Source organism: Streptomyces sp. NBC_00775 (genome assembly GCF_036347135.1).
Classification (GTDB): Bacteria; Actinomycetota; Actinomycetes; order Streptomycetales; family Streptomycetaceae; genus Streptomyces; species Streptomyces lutosisoli.
Genome location: NZ_CP108938.1, coordinates 6,038,732 through 6,061,479, shown reverse-complemented (window position 1 = coordinate 6,061,479; position 22,748 = coordinate 6,038,732). Strand labels below are relative to the sequence as shown.

Annotated in this window: 20 protein-coding genes; 8 read left to right on the top strand and 12 right to left on the bottom strand. The window is 71.4% G+C overall.

Annotation, left to right across the window (positions count from 1 at the left end):
• Positions 1–7: 7 nt before the first annotated feature.
• Together OIC96_RS27095 and OIC96_RS27090 are read right to left on the bottom strand one after the other, a co-directional pair.
• Entirely contained in the window at positions 8–844 is an 837-nt protein-coding gene (locus OIC96_RS27095; protein WP_330305352.1) for a class I SAM-dependent methyltransferase, read from the bottom strand.
• Positions 845–899: 55 nt separating this feature from the next.
• Positions 900–2,480 carry a hypothetical protein gene (locus OIC96_RS27090; protein WP_330305353.1) on the bottom strand — a complete coding sequence of 527 codons (1,581 nt, stop codon included), beginning with the start codon at positions 2,478–2,480 and terminating at the stop codon, positions 900–902.
• Between the two features lie 158 nt (positions 2,481–2,638).
• Here OIC96_RS27090 and OIC96_RS27085 point away from each other — a divergent pair, with 158 nt between their 5' ends.
• The gene (locus OIC96_RS27085) at positions 2,639–3,295 is read left to right on the top strand and encodes a pyridoxine/pyridoxamine 5'-phosphate oxidase (protein WP_330305354.1); all 657 of its coding nucleotides are present in this window, start codon (positions 2,639–2,641) and stop codon (positions 3,293–3,295) included.
• Here the strand turns inward: OIC96_RS27085 and OIC96_RS27080 are convergent.
• The 4 genes from OIC96_RS27080 to OIC96_RS27065 all read right to left on the bottom strand — a co-directional run bounded on the left by OIC96_RS27080 (position 3,273) and on the right by OIC96_RS27065 (position 5,989).
• Complete coding sequence (locus OIC96_RS27080) at positions 3,273–4,205, bottom strand: GNAT family N-acetyltransferase (RefSeq protein ID WP_330305355.1); 933 nt, start codon at positions 4,203–4,205, stop codon at positions 3,273–3,275. The two genes, OIC96_RS27085 and OIC96_RS27080, sit on opposite strands and share 23 nt — an antisense overlap.
• Positions 4,206–4,341: 136 nt before the next feature.
• A complete protein-coding gene (locus tag OIC96_RS27075; protein ID WP_330305356.1) occupies positions 4,342–4,944 on the bottom strand; it encodes a GNAT family N-acetyltransferase in 603 nt (200 codons plus the stop codon).
• A gap of 158 nt (positions 4,945–5,102) precedes the next feature.
• Positions 5,103–5,495, bottom strand: coding sequence for a Zn-ribbon domain-containing OB-fold protein (locus OIC96_RS27070; protein WP_330305357.1), 393 nt, complete (start codon positions 5,493–5,495; stop codon positions 5,103–5,105).
• A 41-nt stretch (positions 5,496–5,536) separates the two neighbouring features.
• A complete protein-coding gene (locus tag OIC96_RS27065) occupies positions 5,537–5,989 on the bottom strand; it encodes a DoxX family protein (RefSeq protein WP_330305358.1) in 453 nt (150 codons plus the stop codon).
• 256 nt (positions 5,990–6,245) lie between these two features.
• Here OIC96_RS27065 and OIC96_RS27060 point away from each other — a divergent pair, with 256 nt between their 5' ends.
• The 4 genes from OIC96_RS27060 (at position 6,246) to OIC96_RS27045 (ending at position 12,615) form a co-directional block, all read left to right on the top strand.
• Positions 6,246–7,451 carry a flavin-containing monooxygenase gene (locus tag OIC96_RS27060; protein WP_330305359.1) on the top strand — a complete coding sequence of 402 codons (1,206 nt, stop codon included), beginning with the start codon at positions 6,246–6,248 and terminating at the stop codon, positions 7,449–7,451.
• A 199-nt stretch (positions 7,452–7,650) separates the two neighbouring features.
• A complete protein-coding gene (locus OIC96_RS27055) occupies positions 7,651–9,159 on the top strand; it encodes a flavin monoamine oxidase family protein (RefSeq protein WP_330305360.1) in 1,509 nt (502 codons plus the stop codon).
• 257 nt (positions 9,160–9,416) lie between these two features.
• A complete protein-coding gene (locus OIC96_RS27050; RefSeq protein WP_330305361.1) occupies positions 9,417–11,642 on the top strand; it encodes an acetate--CoA ligase family protein in 2,226 nt (741 codons plus the stop codon).
• Positions 11,643–11,709: 67 nt separating this feature from the next.
• The gene (locus tag OIC96_RS27045; protein WP_330305362.1) at positions 11,710–12,615 is read left to right on the top strand and encodes an enoyl-CoA hydratase/isomerase family protein; all 906 of its coding nucleotides are present in this window, start codon (positions 11,710–11,712) and stop codon (positions 12,613–12,615) included.
• Between the two features lie 43 nt (positions 12,616–12,658).
• On the opposite strand, the gene OIC96_RS27040 is transcribed toward OIC96_RS27045, so the two are convergent.
• Positions 12,659–13,627, bottom strand: a complete 969-nt coding sequence (locus OIC96_RS27040) for a hypothetical protein (RefSeq protein WP_330305363.1) — start codon at positions 13,625–13,627, stop codon at positions 12,659–12,661.
• A gap of 135 nt (positions 13,628–13,762) precedes the next feature.
• Between OIC96_RS27040 and OIC96_RS27035 the strand changes: the two genes are divergently transcribed.
• On the top strand, positions 13,763–14,386 hold the full coding sequence (locus tag OIC96_RS27035) for a flavin reductase family protein (RefSeq protein WP_330305364.1): 624 nt from the start codon (positions 13,763–13,765) through the stop codon (positions 14,384–14,386).
• A gap of 57 nt (positions 14,387–14,443) precedes the next feature.
• Here the strand turns inward: OIC96_RS27035 and OIC96_RS27030 are convergent, their stop codons facing one another.
• Entirely contained in the window at positions 14,444–15,781 is a 1,338-nt protein-coding gene (locus OIC96_RS27030) for an MFS transporter (RefSeq protein ID WP_330305365.1), read from the bottom strand.
• Between the two features lie 71 nt (positions 15,782–15,852).
• Here OIC96_RS27030 and OIC96_RS27025 point away from each other — a divergent pair, with 71 nt between their 5' ends.
• The gene (locus OIC96_RS27025) at positions 15,853–16,884 is read left to right on the top strand and encodes a GlxA family transcriptional regulator (protein ID WP_330305366.1); all 1,032 of its coding nucleotides are present in this window, start codon (positions 15,853–15,855) and stop codon (positions 16,882–16,884) included.
• Between the two features lie 307 nt (positions 16,885–17,191).
• On the opposite strand, the gene OIC96_RS27020 is transcribed toward OIC96_RS27025, so the two are convergent.
• The 3 genes from OIC96_RS27020 to OIC96_RS27010 form a co-directional block, all read right to left on the bottom strand.
• On the bottom strand, positions 17,192–18,241 hold the full coding sequence (locus OIC96_RS27020; protein ID WP_330305367.1) for a Zn-dependent alcohol dehydrogenase: 1,050 nt from the start codon (positions 18,239–18,241) through the stop codon (positions 17,192–17,194).
• Positions 18,242–18,251: 10 nt separating this feature from the next.
• On the bottom strand, positions 18,252–19,421 hold the full coding sequence (locus tag OIC96_RS27015) for an acyl-CoA dehydrogenase family protein (RefSeq protein WP_330305368.1): 1,170 nt from the start codon (positions 19,419–19,421) through the stop codon (positions 18,252–18,254).
• Positions 19,422–19,713: 292 nt separating this feature from the next.
• Positions 19,714–20,625 (bottom strand): SDR family NAD(P)-dependent oxidoreductase, encoded by a 912-nt coding sequence (locus tag OIC96_RS27010; RefSeq protein WP_330305369.1) that lies wholly within the window; start codon positions 20,623–20,625, stop codon positions 19,714–19,716.
• Positions 20,626–20,721: 96 nt separating this feature from the next.
• Here OIC96_RS27010 and OIC96_RS27005 point away from each other — a divergent pair, with 96 nt between their 5' ends.
• Positions 20,722–21,648 carry a cyclase family protein gene (locus OIC96_RS27005; protein ID WP_330305370.1) on the top strand — a complete coding sequence of 309 codons (927 nt, stop codon included), beginning with the start codon at positions 20,722–20,724 and terminating at the stop codon, positions 21,646–21,648.
• Between the two features lie 417 nt (positions 21,649–22,065).
• Here the strand turns inward: OIC96_RS27005 and OIC96_RS27000 are convergent, their stop codons facing one another.
• Positions 22,066–22,527, bottom strand: coding sequence for an ATP-binding protein (locus OIC96_RS27000; protein ID WP_330305371.1), 462 nt, complete (start codon positions 22,525–22,527; stop codon positions 22,066–22,068).
• Positions 22,528–22,748: the final 221 nt, after the last annotated feature.

Sequence of the window (22,748 nt, the reverse complement as noted above, 5' to 3'; positions counted from 1 at the left end):
TGAGTGCCTACCGCCTGCCGCCCGCCGTGAGCAGGTGGCCGCTGACGCCGAGCAGCGACGGCTCGGACTCGGTCTGCCGCACGGCCCGCAGGACCGACTCCCGTCGGCCGGGATCGTCCAGCCACGCAGAGACGTCTCCCATCAGCCAGGCCGCGCCTTCAACACCGTACTGGCCGGAGGAAGCCAGCCCGGCCGCCGCGAACTCGTCGAGCACGTCGGCGGGTTGGTGGAAGTAGGCCGTGGTGAACAGGGACTTGTCCCCTCCGGTGGGACGCATCCGGCCGTCCCTGGCGGCGGACTCGATCTGCGGTCGCCGATCGGGGTCGAAGTACAGGCCCGTGCTGAGGGTGTCGTGCAGCCCCGCGAACCGGTTGATGGTCGCGGCGACCACCACTCCCCCAGGGCGCACCACGCGCCGGGCCTCGCCGAGGGCCCGGACCCGGTCCTCCCGCTCGGGGAGGTGGTAGAGCGGGCCGAGCAGCAGGACGACGTCCGCCGACTCGTCGGGCAGGCGCAGGGCGCGCGCGTCGCCGACGTGTGCGGTGACGCCAGGGAGCCGCGCGGCCCGTTCGACGTGCAGCGGCACCGGGTCGAGGAGTTCGACGTCGTACCCGTCGGCGGCCAGCCACTGCGCGTGGACACCGCTGCCGCCTCCCACGTCCAGCACCTTCGCCGGAGCGGGCGGCAGCAGCCGGCGCAGGACGTCCTGCGTGCGCCAGAACTCCAGTCGCCCGCTGCCCTTCCGCAGCCGCCCGTCCTCGTCGCCGCGTTCGTAGTACGCCGTGATCTCCTCGGCGAGTACGGGGAGTCCGGCGGTGTTCGTGGTGTCGTGATCAGCGGTCATGCCGGAACCCTGACCGACAGCGGCCGTCGCCGACAACCCAGTTCTCCTCCCGTTTCTACTCCAGGCCGCCACTTCGGCGCACGAGGATGCGCCCCTCCGCCGTACCGATCAGCAGGTCGCCGTTCGGGGCGGCGGTCAGGCTGCACGGAGTGAAGGCGTACGGGCCGTAGGTGTCCTCGTCGGTGGTCGTCCCGCGGTGGATGACCTTGCCGTCGTCCGCGCGCAGGGTCAGCAGTTCCTGCCCGCCGGTCACCACGTGGACGAGCCCCTCGTGGGTGTCCACGCCCGTCACGCGGGCGTCCGTGGGGCAGGTCCAGACGATGTCGCCGTGCGGGAGGGCGCGGCGCAGGAGACGGGGGTTGCGGCGGTTGACGAGGACGGAGTGGACGAGGCCCGGGCCGAGGCTGTCGTGGACGTACACGGCGGGGCCGCCCATGACGTAGTCGTCCGGCGCGGCTTCCTCCAGGAACGGGAAGAGCGGCTCGATCCCTTTCGGAGTGGCCTCGACGACCCACTTCTCGCTCTTCTCGCTGTTCTCCTCCTCGGTGCCATAGAGGAAGAGCAGGTGGGGCGAGCGGCGCACGCGGAAGTCGAACGAGCGGTCGCACTCGCCGAGTTCAAGCGTGGCGAGCTGCCTGCCGGAGGGCGTGTACACACGGCTTTCGTACGGTGGCCAGCGCGCCGGCGGGAACAGGTCGCGGGAGTCGCGGGCCACCCAGGCGCCGTCCGCACGCGCCGTGATGGCGACGGGGAAGTCGAGCCGGTGCTCGGCGAGCTGGGTGCCGTCCGTGAGCGCGATGCGGCGGAGCAGCGTGCTCCGGTCGTCGCTCGTCCCGACGAGGACCGTGACCCAGGCCGTCTCCTCGTCCGGCGTGACGTACAGCTGCCCGCCGGAGCGGTGCGGGAAGTCGTCCGGCTCCGGCACCGACCACAGGAGCTCGCCCTCCGCCGACCAGCACTCCAGGAGCGTGCCGCAGCGCAGGGCGGCGATCACGCGGCCGTCGGTGAGCGCCTCCACGGCGACGACCTCGTCACGGCGGTTCCAGGTCCGCCCCGCCCGGTCCGCCAAGTCCGCCAGCGGGGGCCTCGGGGGGATCGGGTCCCAGGCCGACGGGCCGTCGTCGTCCACGGGGGTGCGCGGCCCGAAGGTGAGCCCGCCCGCCGCCGCGTCGTCCAGGCAGCCGCGCCAGTCGTCCCGTTCGGCGACGCACGTCAAGTAGGCGTCGGAGCCGTCGCGTTCGTAGGCGTGGTCCGGTTCCGCGACGGCGATCTCCAGACGGCGCTCGTCGATCCAGTGCAACGCCGTCACACCCACCTCGTCGAAGGGCACGGCGGTACGGCGCCGGGTCCCCGGCTCGTACAGCACCAACTCCCCACGGCGGTACGCCTCGTCGCCCTCCTCCGTGGCGATGGCCAGCAGCGGGAGGGCGGGGTGGAAGGCGAGTCCCTCAATGCTCTGGTCCAGCTCCACGAGGTGCCAGAGGGAGAGGTCGGCGGCGCGGTAGATCCCTACCTGGGACCTGACGGCACGCGCGCCGATGTAACTGCTGGCCGCGATCCACTCACCGTCGGCACTCACGTCGACGGTGAAGGCGTGGCCCATTTCGGGGAAGGGGTGGTCCGGGATGACGGGCATGAACAGATCGTTCACCTCTCGGGCTTGTGGATCAAACTCGTGGATCAGACTCGGCTGAGGAGTGGGTGACCAACCTGGGGGGCGGGTGCCGTGGGTTCAGCACAGGTGTGGATATCTCGCTCCCCGGACTCCCCGACTCCCGGGGCCATACTCGGCACATGGAACCGGATCTTCATGAGCTGCTGAGATCGCTGCGGGTGTGGGACACGGAGCTGCCCTCCTTCGCCCCGGACAGCGCCCCCGACGAGCCGCTGCCCCTGTTCGCGCGGTGGTTCGCGGAGGCGGTGGCCGCCGGGCAGACGGAACCGCACACCATGTCGCTGGCGACGGCGGACGAGGACGGGCTGCCGGACGTACGCACGGTGATGCTGCACGGGGCCGACGCGACCGGCTGGTCGTTCGCCTCGCACGCGACCAGCCGCAAGGGCCGACAGCTCGCCGCCCGGCCGTACGCGGCGCTCGGCTTCTACTGGCCCGCGCAGGGGCGCCAGATCCGGCTCCGCGGCCCCGTCACCGTCGCGCCGCCGGAGCAGAGCCAGGCGGATCTGCACGCGCGTTCCACGGGCGCGCTGGCCGCCGCGCTGGTCGGCCACCAGAGCGAGGTCCTGCCCTCGGAGGAGGAGTTGGCGCGGGCGTCGGACGCGGCCTGGGACCGGGCCCGTCGGGAGCCGGACGTGCCCGCACCCACCTGGACCCTCTACCACCTGCGCCCGGACGAGGTGGAGTTCTTCCAGGGGGATGCGCGGCGACGGCATCTGCGCCTCGACTACCGCCGTACGGGGGATGGTTGGGTCAAGGAGCTGCTGTGGCCGTGATGTCGTGCGCGGTGGAGTCGTGCGCGGTGAAGTCGTACGTGGCGAAGTCGGCGACCGGGCGGTAGCCGATGCGCTGGTACAGCCCGTTGCTGGTCGGGTTGGCGAGGTCGGCGAAGAGAAGCACCTCGTCGGCGCCGGCGGCGAGCGCGGCGCGGCTGACCTCGGCCGTGGCGGCACCGGCGTAACCGCGGCCGCGCAGGTGGGCCGGGGTGTAGACGGGCGCGACGCGGATCTGCCCGGCGACGAGGTCGGTGCGGCCGGCCATGGAGACAGGGGTGCCGTCGGGGGTCTCCCAGAGGGTGGCGCCGCCGTAGGAGAGCCGGTCGTCGGCCCAGGCGCCGCTGTCACGCGACCCGTCCTCACCGATGATCTCGGCGAACTCCCCGTACCACTGGGCGAGTCGGGCCCTGTCCGGCTCCGTCGCGACCCTGGCCCGGCCGGGCGGGGCGGGTTCGGGCGGTGTCAGGGTGCCGAGACGGTACAGCCGCTGGCGCTCGCGCAGCGCGACCGTGGCTCCCGTACGCCGCTGCCAGGCCCCGGCGAAGGCCGCGGTGGTGTCACGGTCGCCGAAGACGCCGGAAGGGCTGTGGCCGAGGTCCGCCAGCAGGGCGGCGAGGGTGTCGGTGTCCTCCTCGGACAGGGGCGTGAGGTTCAGCGGATACGGCGGCGTACGGAAGAGGGTCGCCCGCACGGCCCCCTCCCGCTCCAGAATTCCGAAGACCGGCGCTTCCTTCCCGTACCCGTCCATCCCGCGCCGCCGCAAGGTGTCCGTCACCGTCAGCGGCACGGTGTGCATCGCGGGCCGCGAGCGCAGGAACTCTCCGGCCCGCCGGAGAAAGACGTCCAGGTCATGGGTGAGCCGCCAGCCGGACGAGACGTCGTCCGCAACGTCGTACGCAACAGATTCCATGTCAGATGATCCCGTGGGCCCGGGGGCCCGCGCCTCCGATTTACGGACGCCCGCGTACGGACGATCGCGTACGGACGCCCGCCGCCCGGAGTCAGGGGAGTCAGGGGAGTCAGGGGAGTCAGGGGAGTCAGAGAAGTCAGGGTGTCGGCGGCTCAGGATCTGTCGCCAGCCGTCCGTGCAGATGTACGTCCCGGAACGCGTCGTGCCGTCCCGCCTCGAACATCGCGCCACGCAGCGTCCCCTCATGCCGGAATCCGCAGCGCTCGGCGACGCGGCAGGAGATGTCGTGGCCGATCGCGTGGCCCAGGTCCAGGCGGTACAGGGCGAGGTCGGTGAAGGCGTAGCGGGCGGCGAGGGTCAGGGCGCGGGCGGCGACCCGGCGGCCACGGGCCTCCGGCAGGACCCAGTAGCCGACGCGGGCGCAGCTCAGGATGTGGTTGATGTCGTTGACGCCGACGTGGCCGAGCAGTTCGCCGGTGTCCGCGTCGGTGACGCAGAAGGAGACCGAGGTGCCACGCTCCGCGCTGTCGGTGCGTGCGAGGAGCGACTCACGGGCGCCGTCGATGTCCCGGATGAACCTGAGCGGCGTGTTCCAGCGCTGGAACTCCGGATCGGACAGTCCCCGCAGGTACGCCGATACGTCGGCGTCGGACTCCGCGTTCCAGGGGCGCAGCCGCAGACCGTGGCCGTGCAGCTCGGGGAAGGGGTGGGCGGCGAACTGTTCGTGGACTTCGGACATCCCGCCATTGAAACGCGTCGTCCCGCTCGGGTCACACCCCTGGGCGCCCCCGCGGCGCCCCCGGCTCACGCCCAGGGCGCCCGAGACGCCCAAGGCGCCGCATGAAGAGCGCCCTGAGGAAACTCTGCCTTTTATGGGAATCCCACGAAGAGCGCGCGCTACCTCGGTCGGAACACCGGCACGCCCGCGCGGAAGGTGACCTCCAGCTCCATCCCGATCCGCAACGCGCCCCCCGCTCCCCCTCCGGCCCCCTCGCACTCCACCACCTCGGTCATCATCCGCGGCCCCTCCTCCAGGTCGACGACGGCGGCGACGTACGGCACGCGCTCCCCGAACGGCGGAAGGTCGTTCCGGTGCACGACGGACCAGGTGTAGAGCGTGGCGCGCCCGCTCGCGCGCTGCCAGCTCACGCCGTCCTCGCTCCAGCAGTGCGGGCAGAACTCCCGGGGATAGTGGTGGGCACGGTCGCAGACGGCGCAGTGGCGGAGCAGAAGCCGCCCCTCGGCGGCCGCGTCCCAGTAGGGCCGTGTGAAGGCGTCGGCCTCGGGCACGTCGAACCGACCGGCCCCCGTGCCGCCTCGCGCCGCCCCGCTCACTGGAACAGCCCGATCGCGTCGTCCAGCGACCACGTCTGCCACGACATCCCGAACAGCCCGACGACCGAGATCAGCGCCATCATCGAGTTCTGCCCCTGTTCGGCCCAGTCGTGGATCATGAGGACGAGGTAGAGGACGTTCAGAAGAAGCCCTCCGACCAGGGCGACCGGTGTCAGCAGTCCGGCCACCAGCCCCAGTCCGAGCGCCAGCTCCGCGTACACGACGACGTACGCCATCGTCCGTGGCCGCGGCGCGACCACCACATCGAACCCGGAGCGCACGGCGTTCCACCGGTGCTTCGCCGCGACGTCCACCGCCCACGCGATCCCGGTCCCCCGCTCGAACCAGTCCTTCTTGTCCTTGTGCCGCCAGCTCTCCAGCCACCACAGCCCGAGCCCGATCCGCAGCACGGCGAGCCACTCCGCGCCGCTGAGCCAGATCGTGTCCATGGCCGAACCTCCTGCCGCACGCGGGATCTGACGGTACGTCAGTTCAGCGCACGGAGACACACCGGCGCAAGAGGCGTACACCGCCGACTCCCCGCCGCCGCGTGAGGCGTACGCGCCCTCTCCTCCACGCCCCCGCCACAACCAAGTGACCTACGCCACCAGTCCCACCCACTCCTCCTACAGCCGTGATCAGTTCGCAACCGATTCCGGTCTTGACCGAGACCTATCAAGTGAGGACGTGATTACGCTCGCGCTCATGGCCGACTCGACTGCTTCCTCGACACCCCGCACGGTGCCGTCCCACGAAGACCGCCCCGTGTACGTGATCGGAGGCGGCCCCGGCGGGCTCGCGGCGGCGCACGCGCTGCGCGCGCAGGGCGTGCGGGCCGTCGTGCTGGAGAAGTCCGACAAGGTCGGGGCGTCCTGGCGGCGCCACTACGACCGGCTGCATCTGCACACCACTCGGCGGCTGTCCGCGCTGCCGGGGCTGGCGATGCCGCGCTCGTTCGGGCGGTGGGTGTCGCGCGACAACGTGGTGCGCTACCTGGAGAAGTACGCCGAGTACCACCAGCTGGAGATCGTCACGGGCGTCGAGGTCTCGCGCATCGAGCCCGCCCCGGGCGGCGACGGCTGGCTGCTGCACGCCACCGGCGGGCGCGAGCTGACCGGCAGCGCGGTGGTCGTGGCCACCGGCTACAACCACACGCCCCACGTGCCCGACTGGACCGGCCGCGACACCTACACCGGCGAACTCCTGCACGCCGGCGACTACCGCAACCCCGCCCCCTACGCCGGCCGCGACGTCCTCGTCGTCGGCGTCGGCAACACGGGCGCGGAGATCGCCGTGGACCTGATCGAGGGCGGCGCCCAGCGCGTACGGCTGTCCGTGCGCACCGCGCCGCACATCGTGCGCCGCTCGACGGCCGGCTGGGCCGCCCAGTTCACGGGCATCGTCGTACGCCGGCTGCCGGTGCGGCTCGTCGACAAGCTCGCCGGGCCGATGGCCAAGCTGAGCGTGCCGGACCTGTCGGCGAAGGGGCTGCCCCGCCCCGACACCGGGCTGTACTCCCGCGTCAACGAGGGCTCGATCCCCGTCCAGGACGTCGGCCTCATCGATGCCGTCCGCAAGGGACAGGTCGAGATCGTCGCCGCCGTGGACGGTTTCGAGGACGGCAAGGTCGTCCTCGCCGACGGCGACCGGATCGGCCCGGACGTGGTGATCGCCGCGACGGGTTACATACGTGCCTTGGAGGGCGTCGTCGGCCACCTCGGCGTGCTCGACACCCGCGGGCGCCCGGTGGTGCACGGCGCACGCACCCCGAAGAACGCCCCCGGCCTGTACTTCACCGGCTTCACCAACCCCATCAGCGGCATGTTCCGCGAACTCGCCCTAGACGCCGAGAAGATCGCCAAGGCGGTCGCCCGCACCACGGCACGCAAGCCCGCGCCCGCCGAGCGGTAACCCTCCCCTCCCTCGCCTCCCTCTCCCTGTCGTACGAACTCTCAACTCCTTGATGTACGCGGCTTGTTACGCGTGCGTCAGATGTGCCGAGAGTGCTGTACCGAACCAGCCACGGGGGCCAGAATGCGAGCCCTGCTCACTTTCCGGTTCCAGCTCCCTCCACCTCGCGTATTCGACTCGTATCGACGGAGGATGAAACGTGGCACGTGAAAGACAGCTCTCCCGGCAGCCCTCGTCCCGGCTCACCCGGCGTTCCCTGCTCGGCGGCGCCGCCGTGACGGGGGCGGCCACCCTCGTCGGTGCCGGCGCCGGCACCGCGGCCGCCGCGACCCGCGACGCCGACGTCGCCGTCGTCGGCGGCGGGCTCGCCGGGCTCACCGCGGCCCGCGACCTGGTCGCGGCCGGCAAGTCCGTGGTCGTCCTGGAGGCACGCGACCGCGTCGGCGGCCGGGTCGTCAACCTGAAGCTGACGAACGGCGGTTTCACCGAGGGCGGCGGCGAGTTCATCGGCCCCACCCAGGACCGCATCAAGGCCCTCGCCGACAGCCTGGGCGTGGCGACCTTCACGACCTACAACACCGGCAAGAACCTCCTCTACAAGGACGGCAAGAAGACCGCCTACGCCACCGACGGCCTCCTCGGCTCCGTCCCGCCCATCGACGTCGCCGGGCTCGCGAACGCCGCCGTCGTGCAGGCCGAACTCGACGACATGGCGGCGCAGGTCCCGGTCGACGCGCCCTGGACCGCCGCCAAGGCCGACGAGTGGGACAAGCAGACCTTCGAGAGCTGGCTGAACGCCAACGCCGTCATCCCCTCCGCGAAGTTCCTCTTCGACGTCGCCTGTACGTCGATCTTCTCGGCCCAGCCCCGTGAACTCTCCCTCCTCTACGTGCTGTTCTACATAGCCGCCGCCGGCAACGAGTCCAACGCCGGCACCCTGGAGCGCCTCACCGAGACCGCCAACGGCGCCCAGGAGTCCCGCTTCGTCGGCGGTTCCCAGCAGGTGCCGATCAAGCTCGCCGCGGCCCTCGGCAGCCGGGTGGTGCTCAGCGCCCCGGTCCGCTCCATCACCCTCTCTGGCAGCAAGTACCTGGTGACCGCCGACGGGATCACGGTCACCGCCCGCCGAGTCGTGGTCGCCCTGCCGCCACCGCTGGCCGCGCGCATCGCGTACGACCCGCTGCTGCCCGCCGACCGCGACCAGCTCAGCCAGCGGCTGCCGATGGGCTCGATCGGCAAGGCGATCGCCGTGTACGACACCCCCTTCTGGCGCGCCGACGGTCTCAACGGCCAGGTCGTCAGCGACACCGGCATCGTCCGCTCCACCTTCGACAACTCGCCCCCCGACGCCTCCTACGGCGCCCTGATGGGCTTCATCGAGGCCGACGAGATGCGCGCGTTCGACGCCTCGACGGTCGACGAGGTGAAGGCGGCCGTCCTGAAGGACTACGCCACCTACTTCGGCGACAAGGCCAAGTCGCCCACCTCCTTCGTACTCCAACGCTGGGACAACGAGGGCTTCTCCCGCGGCGGCCCGGTCGCCTACGCCCCGCCCGGCGTCCTCACCGAGTACGGCCCGGCCCTGCGCAGGCCCGCCGGCGGCATCCACTGGGCCGGCACCGAGACCTCCACCTACTGGAACGGCTACATGGACGGCGCCGTCCGCTCCGGCGAGCGGGTGGCGAAGGAGGTCCTGGCGGTCCTCTGACGGCGCCCCGACGGTTCCACCTCCCTCCGCGGCGGGTACGTACCAAGTGCCCGCCGCACGCCTTTGCGCGCCCGGCGCCCGAACGCTCCACCCTCGCTCCACCACGGCTCCAGTCTCGCTCCACCCCGGCTCCACCCCCGCTCTCCCTTCCTCGCTCGCAGCCTTTGCCTGCACAACAGTTCCTGACACGGCGTCAGTTAAGTAATCTGACACTGCGTCAGTTAAAAGTTGGCTGTCACACAGGAGCGGGCGGACCGATGCTTGGATCAACCCACGGCACCCTCACCACCGACTCCCGCCGGGCCCGGGTCATCGCCTGCGGCGAGCAACCCTCACCGGTCGTGCACGGCCGCCCGGCCGAGGTCGACGACCTGGACGTCAGCGGGCGTCCGCTGTACGCCGACGTACCCGATCTGGACCGCTTCTTCCGTCCCGAGTCCGTGGCCGTCATCGGCGCCTCGGACGCCGAGGGTCGGCCGAACACCGGTATCACCCGGCAGTTGATCGCCTGGGCCGAGCGGGTCGGCGCCCGGCTGCACCCCGTGCACCCGACCCGGCCGGCGGTCTTCGGCATACCCTGCTCCCCTTCCGTCGCGGACCTGCCCGAGCAGATCGACCTGGCCGTGCTCCTCGTCGGCGACCCCCTTCCCCTGATCGGGGAACTGGCCGAGGCCAAGGTGAAGTTCGCGGTCGCCTTCGCCTCCGGGTTCGCCGAGACCGGAGCCGAGGGCGCCGCCGAACAGACCCGCCTGGCCGCCGCCGTCCGCCGCTCTGGCCTGCGGCTGCTCGGGCCCAACACCAACCTCAACGCCTTCGAGAAGTTCCGCGACGACCTCGACGGCCCGGCCATCGCACTGATCACGCAGTCCGGGCACCAGGGGCGGCCGGTGTTCGCGATGCAGGAGCTGGGTGTGCGGCTCTCCCACTGGGCACCCACCGGCAACGAGGCCGACCTGGAGACCGCCGACTTCATCTCGTACTTCTCCGAACAGCCCGAGGTCGGTGCCATCGCCTGCTACGTCGAGGGGCTGAAGGACGGCCGCTCCTTCCTGCTCGCCGCCGACCGCGCCGCCCGGCGCGGAGTACCCGTCGTCGCCGTCAAGGTCGGCCGCACCGAGACCGGAGCCCGCACCGCCGCCTCACACACCGGCAAACTGACCGGCGCCGACACGGTGGTGGACGCGGCGATGCGGCAGTACGGCGTGATCCGCGTCGACGGACTCGACGAACTCCAGGACACCGCGGCCCTGCTGGCCCGCGCACGCACCCCGCAGGCGGACGGCGTCGTCGTCTATTCGATCTCGGGCGGCACGGGCGCGCACTTCGCGGACCTGGCGAGCGAGGCCGGGCTCTCCCTGCCCACGCTGTCCTCCGGCAAGCAGACCGAACTGCACCAGTGGATACCCGAGTACCTGAACGTCGCCAATCCCGTCGACAACGGCGGCCACCCCGTCGGCGACTGGCGCGGCCGGAAGATCATCGACGCGATCCTCGCCGATCCGGGGGTCGGGGTGCTGATCTGCCCGATCACCGGCCCCTTCCCGCCGATGAGCGACAAGCTCGCACAGGACCTGGTGGACGCGGCGGAGCAGACGGACAAGCTGGTGTGCGTGGTGTGGGGGTCGCCGGTCGGCACCGAGGCCGCGTACCGCGAGACGCTGCTCGGGTCGCAGCGGGTCGCCACCTTCCGTACGTTCGCCAACTGCATCACCGCCGTCCGCGCCTACCTGGACCACCACCGGTTCGTCGACGCGTACCGCTCCCCCTTCGACGAGGCACCTCGCACCCCCTCGCCCTCCTTCCGCAAGGCGCAGGCGCTGATGCGTCCCGGCCAGCAGCTGAGCGAGCACGCGGCCAAGCAGCTGCTGCGCGCGTACGGGATCCGCGTGCCGCGCGAGCAGCTGGTGACCAGCGCGGCGGCGGCCGTGCGGGCGGCGAGCCTGGTCGGCTACCCGCTGGTGATGAAGGCCTCCGGCGCGCAGATCGCCCACAAGACCGAACTCGGTCTGGTGAAGATCGGGTTGACCTCCGCCAGCCAGGTCCGCGACGCCTATCGCGAGCTGACCGACATCGCGCGCTACGAAGGGATCTCGCTCGACGGCGTGCTCGTCTGCCAGATGGTCGAGCGCGGCGTCGAGATGGTCGTCGGCGTCACGCACGACCAGCTCTTCGGGCCGACCGTGACCGTCGGACTCGGTGGTGTCCTCGTCGAGGTACTGCGCGACGCGGCCGTCCGCGTGCCGCCGTTCGGCGAGGACCAGGCGCGGGCCATGCTGTCCGAACTGCGGGGGCGGGCGCTCCTCGACGGGGTGCGCGGGGCTCCGCCCGTCGACGTGGACGCCCTGGTCGAGGTCGCCCTCCGGGTGCAGCGCATGGCGCTCGAACTCGGCGACGACATCGCGGAGCTGGACATCAATCCGCTGATGGTGCTGCCTCGGGGGCAGGGGGCGGTGGCCCTGGACGCGCTGGTGGTGTGCCGCTGAGCGGGCGTGCACCGCCCAGCTCCCGCGCAAAAGGCCCACCACTCCCCGTACGAAACGGAGTACCCCCATGTCCGACTCCCCCCGTGATTCCCATGAGTCCCGTGAGTCCCGTGAGTCCCGCGAATCCCCTACATTCCGTAAGTCCCGTGAGACCCCTGGATCTCCCGAACTCCCCGAAAAGTCCCTCGACTCATTGATACTTCACGCCACTGACAACGCCGTCTCGTGGATCACCCTCAACCGGCCCGAGGCGATGAACGCCCTCACCTGGGACCAGCGGGAACGCGTGATCGCGCTGCTCGCGGAGGCGTCCGCCGACCCGGGCGTACGGGCCGTCGTGATCACGGCGACGGGTCGCGGCTTCTGTGCGGGCGCGGACCTGCGGGGCGGGCCGCCCGCCGGGGAGCGGGTGGCCGGGGATGTCGCCCGGACCATCCGGCTCGGCGCCCAGCGGCTGATCGCCGCCGTACTGGACTGCGAGAAACCGGTGATCGCGGCGGTCAACGGCACGGCGGCCGGGATCGGCGCGCACCTCGCGTTCGCCTGCGACCTCGTACTGGCCGCGGATACGGCCCGGTTCATCGAGGTGTTCGTGCGCCGCGGGCTCGTCCCCGACGGCGGCGGGACCTATCTGCTGCCCCGCCTCATCGGCCCGCAGCGCGCGAAGGAGTTGATGTTCTTCGGCGACGCGTTGACGGCCGCGGACGCGGAACGGCTCGGCCTCGTCAACAGGGTCGTACCGCCGGAGGAGCTGGAGAAGACCGCCCGGGAGTGGTCCGAACGCCTCGCCGCCGGCCCGACTCGCGCCCTCGCCCTCACCAAACAGCTGGTCAACGCCTCCCTCGACACCGACCGCACGGCCGCCTTCGCCGCGGAGGCGGCCGCGCAGGAGATCAACATGACGACGGCGGACGCCAACGAGGGGGTCGCGAGTTTCGTGGAGCGGCGGAGCCCTCAGTACAAGGGCCGGTGAGTCAGCACAAGGGTGGTGAGTCAGTCCCGACGAAAGCTTGCCTTCAGTCCCGCTTCAGGATCCGCAGATCCCCCGAGTCGGGGTCGCCGAACAGCACGAACAGCTCGGGACGGCGTTCGCTGCCGCCGATGGTCCAGTACGTGTCGTGGCCGCAGTCCTTGATGCGTACGACAACGCCGTCCCGCTGCGAAGGGTCGTCCGCGTCGGCGTACGGGGCGTAGCGGCCCTCGGTGTCGAGGAACCAGCTGCCGGTCCCGGCACACCGTGTGAAGTCCTTGGTCCTCACGTCCTGGAACTCGGGCTCGGCGGGGAGAGCGGTGAGTTCGGCCCGGCCGCCGGCACGAAGCCGCAGTACGGCCCCGCCGTCGCCCCGCCAGATCCCGGCGAGCTGCCCGGCGGACAGCTGTGGGGGCTCGTACTCCTTGATGAGTCCCGTGGACAGGCCCACCGCACCCGCGACGGCGACCAGCACGCACGCTCCGAGGGACGCGAGTGCCGACCGGAACCAGATGCGGCGGCTGCGCGGGGCGCGGCCGGTGGCGCGCTCCCGCCGGCGCACGTACGCGACGGCCAGCGCGGGCAGGACACCCGACGCGGCGATCAGCAGGGCCGGCGTGCCGGTGGGCGAGAGGCCGCCGAGCGCGACGGCGACGGCTGCCCAGAGCGCGCCGAGCAGGACCGCGAACGCCAGGTGCCAGGCGCCCTCGGGACCGCGCACGCGCCGGGTCGCGAGGCGGGCGAGCGTGGCGGCAGGCATCGTGTCAGCCGCCGCGTGCAGCAGGCCCAGGGCGGCGAGGAGCGGCGGGCCGAACACGAGCATGCACAGCAGCCCGGCGGCGGCGAGTCCACCGCCGGACCCCGCGCCGTGGGTGTCGTCGTCGAATGTCCCGACCCACCAGATCGCGCAGGCCACCGCGAGCTGCGCGGCGCAGACCGCCGCGGCCATGTTCAGTTCGGCGTTCGCCCAGCTCAGCAGGGAGCGCTTGGGCCGCCATGTGTTTCCCCACCCCATGGGGCGAAAGATAACGCGGGCGTGGAGCGGGTCCGTGGGAGGGGTTCGCGCACGGTATCTCGCCCCTTCCCGCCCGATGCCCACGATGCCCACCCCTTCCCATCTGACACCCCGTCAGCTTCAATGGTTGATGTGATGGGACACGCAGGGATGGCCGCCGCCGCCGTCCGCTACCTCAGGTCGGCCGGGGCCCCCACCGTCGCGGGGCCCGTCGAGGTGTTGCCGCGCCCGGATCTGCGCGCGGTCGGCGACGACGAGCGCGCGCCGGTCGATCAGACCGAATTCCGCCGCGTACTGGGGAACTTCGCGACCGGCGTGACCGTTGTCACCGCACCGCCCACCGATGGCGGAGAAGGAGCGGGGGACGGCGCGGGCCCGGCCGGCTTCGCCTGCCAGTCCTTCTCCTCCCTCTCCCTCGACCCGCCGCTGGTCTGCTTCATGGTCGGTCGTACGTCGACGACCTGGCCCCGGATCGCGCGCGCGGGCGTCTTCTGCGTGAACGTCCTCGGCGCCGGCCAGGGCGACCTGTGCCGCGGCTTCGCGGTGAGCGGCGCGGACAAGTTCGCCGGGGTCGTGTACGACGGGGCGCCGGTCTCCGGCTCCCCCCGCCTCGCGGGCGCCGCGGCCTGGATCGACTGCACGATCCACGCGGTGCACACGGGCGGGGACCACCTGATCGTGGTGGGCCGGGTGGACGCGCTCGGTACCGGTGACGGCGACGCGGCGCCGCTGCTGTTCCACAAGGGCCGGTTCATGTAGTCGACGGGACAGCTGACGGGACAGCCGACGGGACCCACTTCATCCCGCCGGCCTCGGTCAGGCCAGGGCCGCCGCCACCCGAACCGGTCGGCGCCGGATCACCAGCGCCATCAGCGCCGCCACCGCGCACAGCGCACCCGCGGAGTACCAGACCACGTTGTACGAGCCGAAGACATCCCGTGCGACACCGCCGAGGAAGGCGACAAGGGCGGCGCCGACCTGGTGGGAGGCGAGGACCCAGCCGAAGACGATGGCGCTGTCCTCGCCGTAATGCTCACGGCACAGGGCCAGGGTGGGCGGGACCGTGGCGACCCAGTCGAGACCGTAGAAGACGATGAAGAAGATCATCGGGGGGTGCACGGTCGGCTCGAGGAGCATCGGGAGGAAGAGGAGCGAGATGCCGCGCAGTGCGTAGTACACCGCCAGCAGCCGGCGAGGCTCGAAGCGGTCGGTGAACCAGCCGGAGGCGACCGTCCCGACCACGTCGAAGACACCGATGACCGCGAGCAGCGAGGCGGCCGCCGTGACCGGCATGCCGTGATCGTGGGCGGCGGGCACGAAGTGCGTCTGGACCAAGCCGTTCGTCGAGGCGCCGCAGATCGCGAAGGTGCCGGCCAGCAGCCAGAAGGGGCCGGTGCGGACCGCCTTGAACAGGACGGCGACCGTACGGCGGGCCGCGCCCGTCACCGGCGCGGGCTTCGGTACGAACTCCGGCGCGCCGTACGGCTTCACGCCCACGTCCGCCGGGTGGTCCCGCAGCAGCAGCCATACGAAGGGGACGACCGCGAGGGCCGCGAGGGAGACGGTCACCGAGGCGGGACGCCAGCCGTGCTCCGTGACGATCCAGGACAGCAGCGGCAGGAAGATCAGCTGACCCGACGCCGAGGCCGCCGTCAGGATGCCCGTCACCAGGCCCTTGCGCTCCGTGAACCAGCGATTGGTCACCGTCGCCGCGAACGCCAGCGCCATCGAGCCGGAGCCGAGGCCCACCAACAGGCCCCAGCAGAGCATGAGCTGCCAGGCCGCCGTCATCCACACGGTCAGCCCGGAGCCGACCGCGATCACGGTCAGGGCGACCGCCACCACACGCCGGATGCCGAAGCGGTCCATCAGCGCGGCCGCGAACGGCGCCGTCAGCCCGTACAACGCGAGGTTGATCGAGACCGCCGCGCCGATCGTGCCGCGCGACCAGTCGAAGTCGTGGTTCAGCGGATCGATCAACAGCCCCGGCAGCGAACGGAACGCCGCCGCGCCGATGATCGTCACAAAGGCCACGGCTGCCACGAACCACGCACGGTGGATGCGGGGATCGGAGGAACGGGTGGATCGGGGTCGGGTTCCCTCTACGGCCTCTACGGCCTCGGTGGCCTCGCCGGCTTCGGTTGTCTGGGTCACGACATAGAGCTTCGGGGATACGATCCCGGCGAACCACTGGCCCGAAGGACAGTATTCGCTAGGATCGGGCCATGGCCACTCAGGGTACGTTCCGTCGGCATCGCATCGTCGTCCTCGCCCTCGACGGGTTGCTGCCTTTCGAGCTGGGTATCCCGCAGCGCATCTTCGGCAAGGCGCGCGACACGGACGGACAGCCCCTGTACGACATCGTCACCTGCTCGATCCGGCCGCCCGGCCCCGTCGAGACGGACGCCGACTTCGCCGTCCTCATCGCGAACGGTCCGGAGGCGCTGGCCACCGCCGACACCGTCGTCATCCCCGCCTCGTACGAACTCGGCCCCGTCCACGACGAAGGCGTCCTCACCCCCGAACTGGCCGCCGCCCTCGCCCACATCCGCCCCGGCACCCGCCTCGTCTCCATCTGCACCGGCGGATACGTCCTCGCCGCCGCCGGCTACCTCGACGGCCGCCCGGCCACCACGCACTGGATGCACGCCGAGCACTTCCAGCAGCTCTTCCCGAAGATCGAGGTCGACGCGGATGTGCTCTTCATCGACGACGGGGACATCCTCACCTCCGCCGGTGTCGCTGCCGGGATCGACCTCTGCCTCCACCTCGTACGCCGCGACCACGGCGCCGCCGTCGCCAACGACGTGGCCCGCCGCACCGTCGTGCCGCCGCACCGCGACGGCGGCCAGGCGCAGTACATCCAGCGCCCGGTGCCGGAGGCGCAGGCGGCCACCACGACCGCCGCCCGGGCCTGGGCGCTCGGCCGCCTCCACGAGCCGATCCAGCTGCGCGACATGGCCGAACAGGAGTCGATGTCCGTACGCACCTTCACGCGCCGTTTCCGCGAGGAGGCCGGCATCAGCCCCGGGCACTGGCTCACCCAGCAGCGCGTCGAACGGGCCCGGCACCTGCTGGAGTCCAGCGACCTGTCGATCGACCAGGTGGCACGGGACGCCGGCTTCGGCACGGCCCAGTCGATGCGGCAGCATCTACAGGCGGCGCTCGGGGTCACGCCCACTACGTATCGGCGTACGTTCCGGGCCGGGGGCGGGCCCGGGCCCGGGAACGTCGGGGTCGGCAGCGCGGAATGGTGAGGTGGGTTTTCGCCCCCGCCGCCCCTACCCGTCCCATCCCTGGGGGCTGCGCCCCCAGACCCCCGCTAAAAGATTGCGCAGTTCCCCGCGCCCCTAAAAGGGGCGCGGGGAACTGCGCGACCAACCCCCACCGGCCCGCAGCCGAACGAACCGGGGTGGGCGGGGGATCGCGGGGCGAAGCCCCGCGCCTTCAGGGGCGCGGGGCTGTGACATTTGCGGCTCCGCCGCGGGGCGCGAGCAACCCCCACCCACCCGCAGCCGACACACACCCGATGGGACGGGCTGGGACGGCGGATGCGAGAGGGAGCTAAAACGTCAGGACCGCCCTCGCCACTCTCCCCTCGTGCGCATCCTCCGCCGCCTTGTCGAAGTCCTCCACCGGATAGGTCGCCGTCACCAACTCGTCCAGGAGCAGCCGGCCTTCGCGGTACAGCTCGGCGTACAGGGCGATGTCGCGTTGCGGGCGGGAGGAACCGTAGCGGCAGCCGAGGATGGACTTGTCCAGGTACATGGAGGAGACGAGGAAGGAGGCCTCGGCGGTGGCCGGGGGGACGCCCAGCAGGACCGCCTGGCCGTGGCGGTCGAGGGAGTCGATGGCCTGGCGGATGAGTTCGACGCGGCCTACGCATTCGAAGGCGTGGTGGGCGCCGGTGGGGAGGATGTCCTTCACTGCCTCGGTCGACGTCAGGAAGTGGGTGGCGCCGAACTGCCGGGCCACGGACTCCTTCGCCGGGTTGGAGTCGACCGCGACGATGGTGAGGGCGCCCGCGAGCCGGGCACCCTGGATGACGTTGAGGCCGATGCCGCCCGTGCCGATGACGAGGACGTTGTCGCCCCGGTCCACGCGGGCGCGGTTCAGTACCGCCCCTACGCCCGTCAGGACGCCGCAGCCGATCAGCGCGGCGGACGTCAGCGGGATGTCCTGGGGAATCCGGACCGCCTGCACCGCCTTGACCAACGTCCGTTCCGCGAAGGCCGAGTTGGCGGCGAACTGGTACAGCGGCCGGCCGCCCCGCGCGAACGGCTGCTGCGGCATCCCGATCGCCTTGCGGCACATCGTCGGCCGCCCCCGGTCGCACTCGGCGCAGGCCCCGCAGTTGGCGAGCGTGGACAGCGACACATGGTCGCCGGGCTGGACATGGGTGACGCCCACACCCACTGCCTCCACCACACCCGCACCCTCATGGCCGAGCACCACAGGAACGGGGAACGGTATGGTCCCGTCCACCACAGAGAGGTCGCTGTGACAGAGCCCGGCCGCGGAGATCGCGACCAATACCTCTCCGGGTCCTGGATCCCGTATCTCCAGATCGTCCACGACCTGGGTCTGCTGTCCGTCGAAGATCACGCCTCGCATCGCGACTCCCTCAGCCCTTCGGCTCCCTAGGCAGGCCGAGCACGCGCTCGGCGATGATCGTGCGCTGAATCTCGTCCGAGCCGCCGTAGATCGTGTCGGCCCGGCTGAACAGGAACAGGTGCTGGAACGCGTCCAGTTCGTACGGTGCCGCCGTCGTCCAGTCCGCCGGGCCCACCGCCGCCCCGGCGCCCCGCACCAGCACCGCCAGTTCGCCCAGCCGCCGATGCCAGCCGCCCCACAGCAGCTTCGCCACGCTGGGCGCCCCCGCGCCGCCCGCCTGACCGCCGTTCCCCGAACTCCCCAGCGTGCGCAGGGCGTTCCACCGCATCGTGCGCAGCTCGGCCCACTGGCGTACGAGCCGGTCGCGTACGACGGGATCGGCGACGGCACCGTTCGCGACGGCCACCTCCACCACCCGGCCCAACTCCTGGGCGAAACCGATCTGTTGGGCCAGCGTCGACACGCCTCGCTCGTATCCGAGCAGGCTCATCGCGACGCGCCAGCCGTTTCCCTCGCCGCCGACCACGTGCTCGGCGCGGGCCACCGCCCCGTCGAAGAAGACCTCGTTGAACTCGCTCGTGCCGGTCAGCTGGCGGATCGGGCGGACCTCGATGCGGCCCGGCTGGTCCATCGGGACGAGCAGGAAGGACAGGCCGTGGTGGCGGGTGGAGCCGGGTTGCGTACGGGCGAGCACGAAGCACCAGTCCGCCTCGTGGGCGAGGGACGTCCAGATCTTCTGGCCGGTGACCCGGTAGGAGCCGGTGTCGCGGTCGTGTACGGCAGCGGTGCGTACGCCCGCCAGGTCCGAACCCGCTCCCGGCTCGCTGTATCCCTGGCACCAGAGTTCCTCACCCCGGGCGACGGGGCGCAGAAAGCGGGCCTTCTGTTCCGCCGTCCCGTGGGCGATGAGGGTGGGGGCCAGCAGGTTCTCGCCGATGTGTCCCGAGCGGGCGGGTGCCTTCGTCCGGGCGTACTCCTCGGCCCAGACGACCTGTTGGGTCAGGCTCGCCCGCCGGTTTCCATACCCGTCCTCATCCCACCCGAGCCCGATCCACCCATCCCGCCCGAGCTCCCGTTCCCATTCCCGACGGTCCCAGTCCCCACCACCGAGACGCGCCCGCAACCAGGCCCGCGCCTCGCCCCGGAACACCTCGTCCTGCGGCCCGAATCCAAACTCCACGCTCGCCACCTTCGCGTTGTCTCGCCCCCGCCGCCCCTACCCGTCCCATCCCCCAGGGGCTCTGCCCCTTCGACCCCGTGGGTTGTTCGTCGGCTGCGGGTGGGTGGGGGTTGCTCGCGCAGTTCCCCGCGCCCCTGAAGGCGCGGGGCTTCGCCCCGCGATCCCCCCGCCCGCCCCCGTTTTTCAGGGGCGCGGGGAACTGCGCAATCTTTTAGGGGGGTCTGGGGGCGCAGCCCCCAGGAACGGGATGGGACGGGTAGGGGCGGCGGGGGCGAAAACCTGCCCCCCGGATCTACGCATTGGGCCGCGCCCCCTCCCCCGCAGCCCGAGCCATCGCCTCCACCCCCTCCAGCAACGGCATCGGATCCACCCCCACCGTCCCCGGCAGAAAGTCCGCGATCCGCTCCGGCGTCCAGACCCCCTCCGCATACCCCGCCCGCAGCTCCCGCGGCTGCGCCCACACCGCGATCTTGGGTCCGGCGATGGTGTACACCTGCCCGGTGATCCGTTCCTCCCGCGCACGCTCGGAGAGCAGGTACACCACCAGCGCGGCGACGTCCTCGGGCTCGCCGATCTCCTTGAGCTCCATGGGGACGTTGGCCGACATCCGGGTGCGGGCGACCGGTGCGACCGCGTTCGCCGTCACCCCGTACTTGTGCAGTCCCAGCGCCGCGCTGCGGACGAGCGAGATGATCCCGCCCTTGGCCGCGCTGTAGTTGGCCTGGGAGACGGACCCCTGATGGTTGCCGCTGGTGAAGCCGATCAGCGTCCCCGAGCCCTGCTTGCGCATCACCGCGGAGGCGGCCCGGAAGAGCGTGAACGTGCCCTTGAGGTGGGTGGCGACGACCGGGTCCCACTCCTCCTCGGTCATGTTGAAAAGCATCCGTTCGCGCAGGATCCCGGCCACGCACACCACGCCGTCGATCCGTCCGTACGACGCCAGCGCGGTGTCGACGACCCGCTGTCCGCCCGCCATCGTCGAGATGTCGTCGGCGACGGCGACCGCGTCGCCGCCCGCCGCCTCGATCTCCTTGACGACGGCGTCGGCGATCGAGCTCGTCGGCTCGGCGCCGTCGATGGAGACGCCGTAGTCGTTGACGACGACGCGCGCGCCCTCGGCTGCCGCGGCCAGCGCCACGGCACGGCCGATCCCCCGCCCAGCCCCCGTGACGGCGATGACCTTGCCTGCCAAGAAGTTCCCCACGCCCGGCCCCTTCCCGCAGTTTCTGACGGTCCGTTAGATTCAACTCGGATTCTACGACCCGTCAGATACCTGGAGACAAGCCCCCGGGGAGGACTCATGTCACTGCCGGCCGAGTTCCACGAGATCGCCAAGCGCGTCAACAACTGGGGGCGTTGGGGGTCCGACGACGAGATCGGGACACTGAATCTCATCACCGACGAGGTCGTACGGGAGGCCGCGGCCTGCATCCGGAGCGGGCGCCGCGTCCCGCTCGCGCTCCCGCTCCAGCACGACGGCGTACAGACCGGCATGATCCCCGGGCGCGTCAATCCGCTGCACGCCATGGTGCAGATCAACCAGGAGATCTTCGGGCCGGGCACGGTCGCGTGCAGCGACGACGCGGTGACCATGGGGCTCCAGGCGGGGACCCACTGGGACGCGCTCACCCATGTCTCGCACTCCGGGAAGCTCTACAACGGCCGCCCGGCCGACACGGTCACCCCGCACGGCGGCGCCGAGTTCAGCGGCATCGACAAGCCGCGGCACATCGTCTCGCGCGGTGTACTGCTCGACGTCGCGCGGGCGCGGGGTGTCGAGCGGCTGGAGGGCGGGCACGCCGTGACGCCCGAAGACCTGGACGCGGCCGAGGAGTTGGCGGGTGCGCGGGTGCGGGCCGGCGACATCGTCCTCGTACGGACGGGGCAGATCCAGGTGTATCTCGCCGGTGACGCACACGGGTACGCGTATCCGTCGCCCGGACTGTCCGTGCGCACCCCGGAGTGGTTCCACGCGCGCGATGTCGCGGCGGTCGCGAACGACACCCTCACGTTCGAGATCTTTCCGCCCGAGATCGAGGATCTGTGGCTGCCCGTGCACGCGCTCGACCTGGTCGAGATGGGGATGCTGCAGGGCCAGAACTGGAATCTCGAAAAGTTGTCCACAGCCTGTGGAGAAGAGGGGCACTACACCTTCCTGCTGTCGGCGATGCCCGAACCCTTCGTGGGCGGCACGGGCACACCGGTGGCACCGGTCGCCCTGCTGTAGACCGCCGTGGCCCGGTCAGTCATCGACGAGGGCCGGTCGTCAACGAGGGTCGGGTGGCGGCGCGTCGATGCTCGCCCCGAGCACGGCACCGCGCGCCGCCATCCGGCTCCGGCGTACCCGCCCTGCTCCTCTGGCCCTGGAGGAGCCGACGCCGAATCGCGACTCACACTCGTCGAGGGCTCCCGTCACCGGAACCCTCGCCGTCCCCTCGCGGCGAATCGCTGAACACAAGCGTGATCAAACGGACACGTCACGTCAACACCCGTTCGGGGAATTATCACTTAACGTCCCATTTATGACGGCGCGTACAGAAGCACGCCAGGGCGCATTCAGCCGCGACCGTGGCCCCGTGCGGGCGGTTCGTGCATACATGCACGAACCCATGTGCCCCTGTCTCCAGGGAGCCCCCGGGGAGTCCTAGACCGCCTCGTACGCGAAGTCCTCGTACGCCGGATACACGGCCCTCGCCGAAGCGCCCGGAGCGCAGCGGTCCACCTCGCACCAGATGCGCTTGCCGGCGCCCTCGGGCATCCAGCCCCAGCGGTCCGCGAGGCCGTCGACGAGTTCCAGGCCGCGGCCGTTGGTCTCGTCGCCCTCGGCATGCCGGGGGACCGGGGGACGGGCGCTGGAGTCGGCCACCTCAAGACGGACGGTGGCGGCCTCGCCCCCGCCCGGCAGGGACAGCCGGAGCACGGCCGGACAGCCGGTGTGCACCACGGCGTTGGTGACGAGTTCGGAGACGAGCAGGATCAGCGTCTCGGCGAGCGGTTCGTCGGCCCCTATCCCGGAACCGGCGAGCCTCGAACGGGCCCACCTCCGGGCTCGCCCCACCTCTGCGGGGTCGGGCCGGATCTCCAGCTGCACTTGAAGCACCTGCACCGCTCACACCATCCGAACCGGCGGACACATCGCCTCGCGCCTCACAAGGGCCACGATCGTAGCCATTTTCTGCATGGCCAGAACAAGGATCACGGAAAGTGATTCCCTTGCGAGACAGCATGGTTGACGTACAGTCACCCCAACAAGCGCTTCGGGCATATTCCAGCGCGAAGGAGTACGCGTGCGGCATACTGTGCGACGCTCGCCACGGGGAGTCGAAC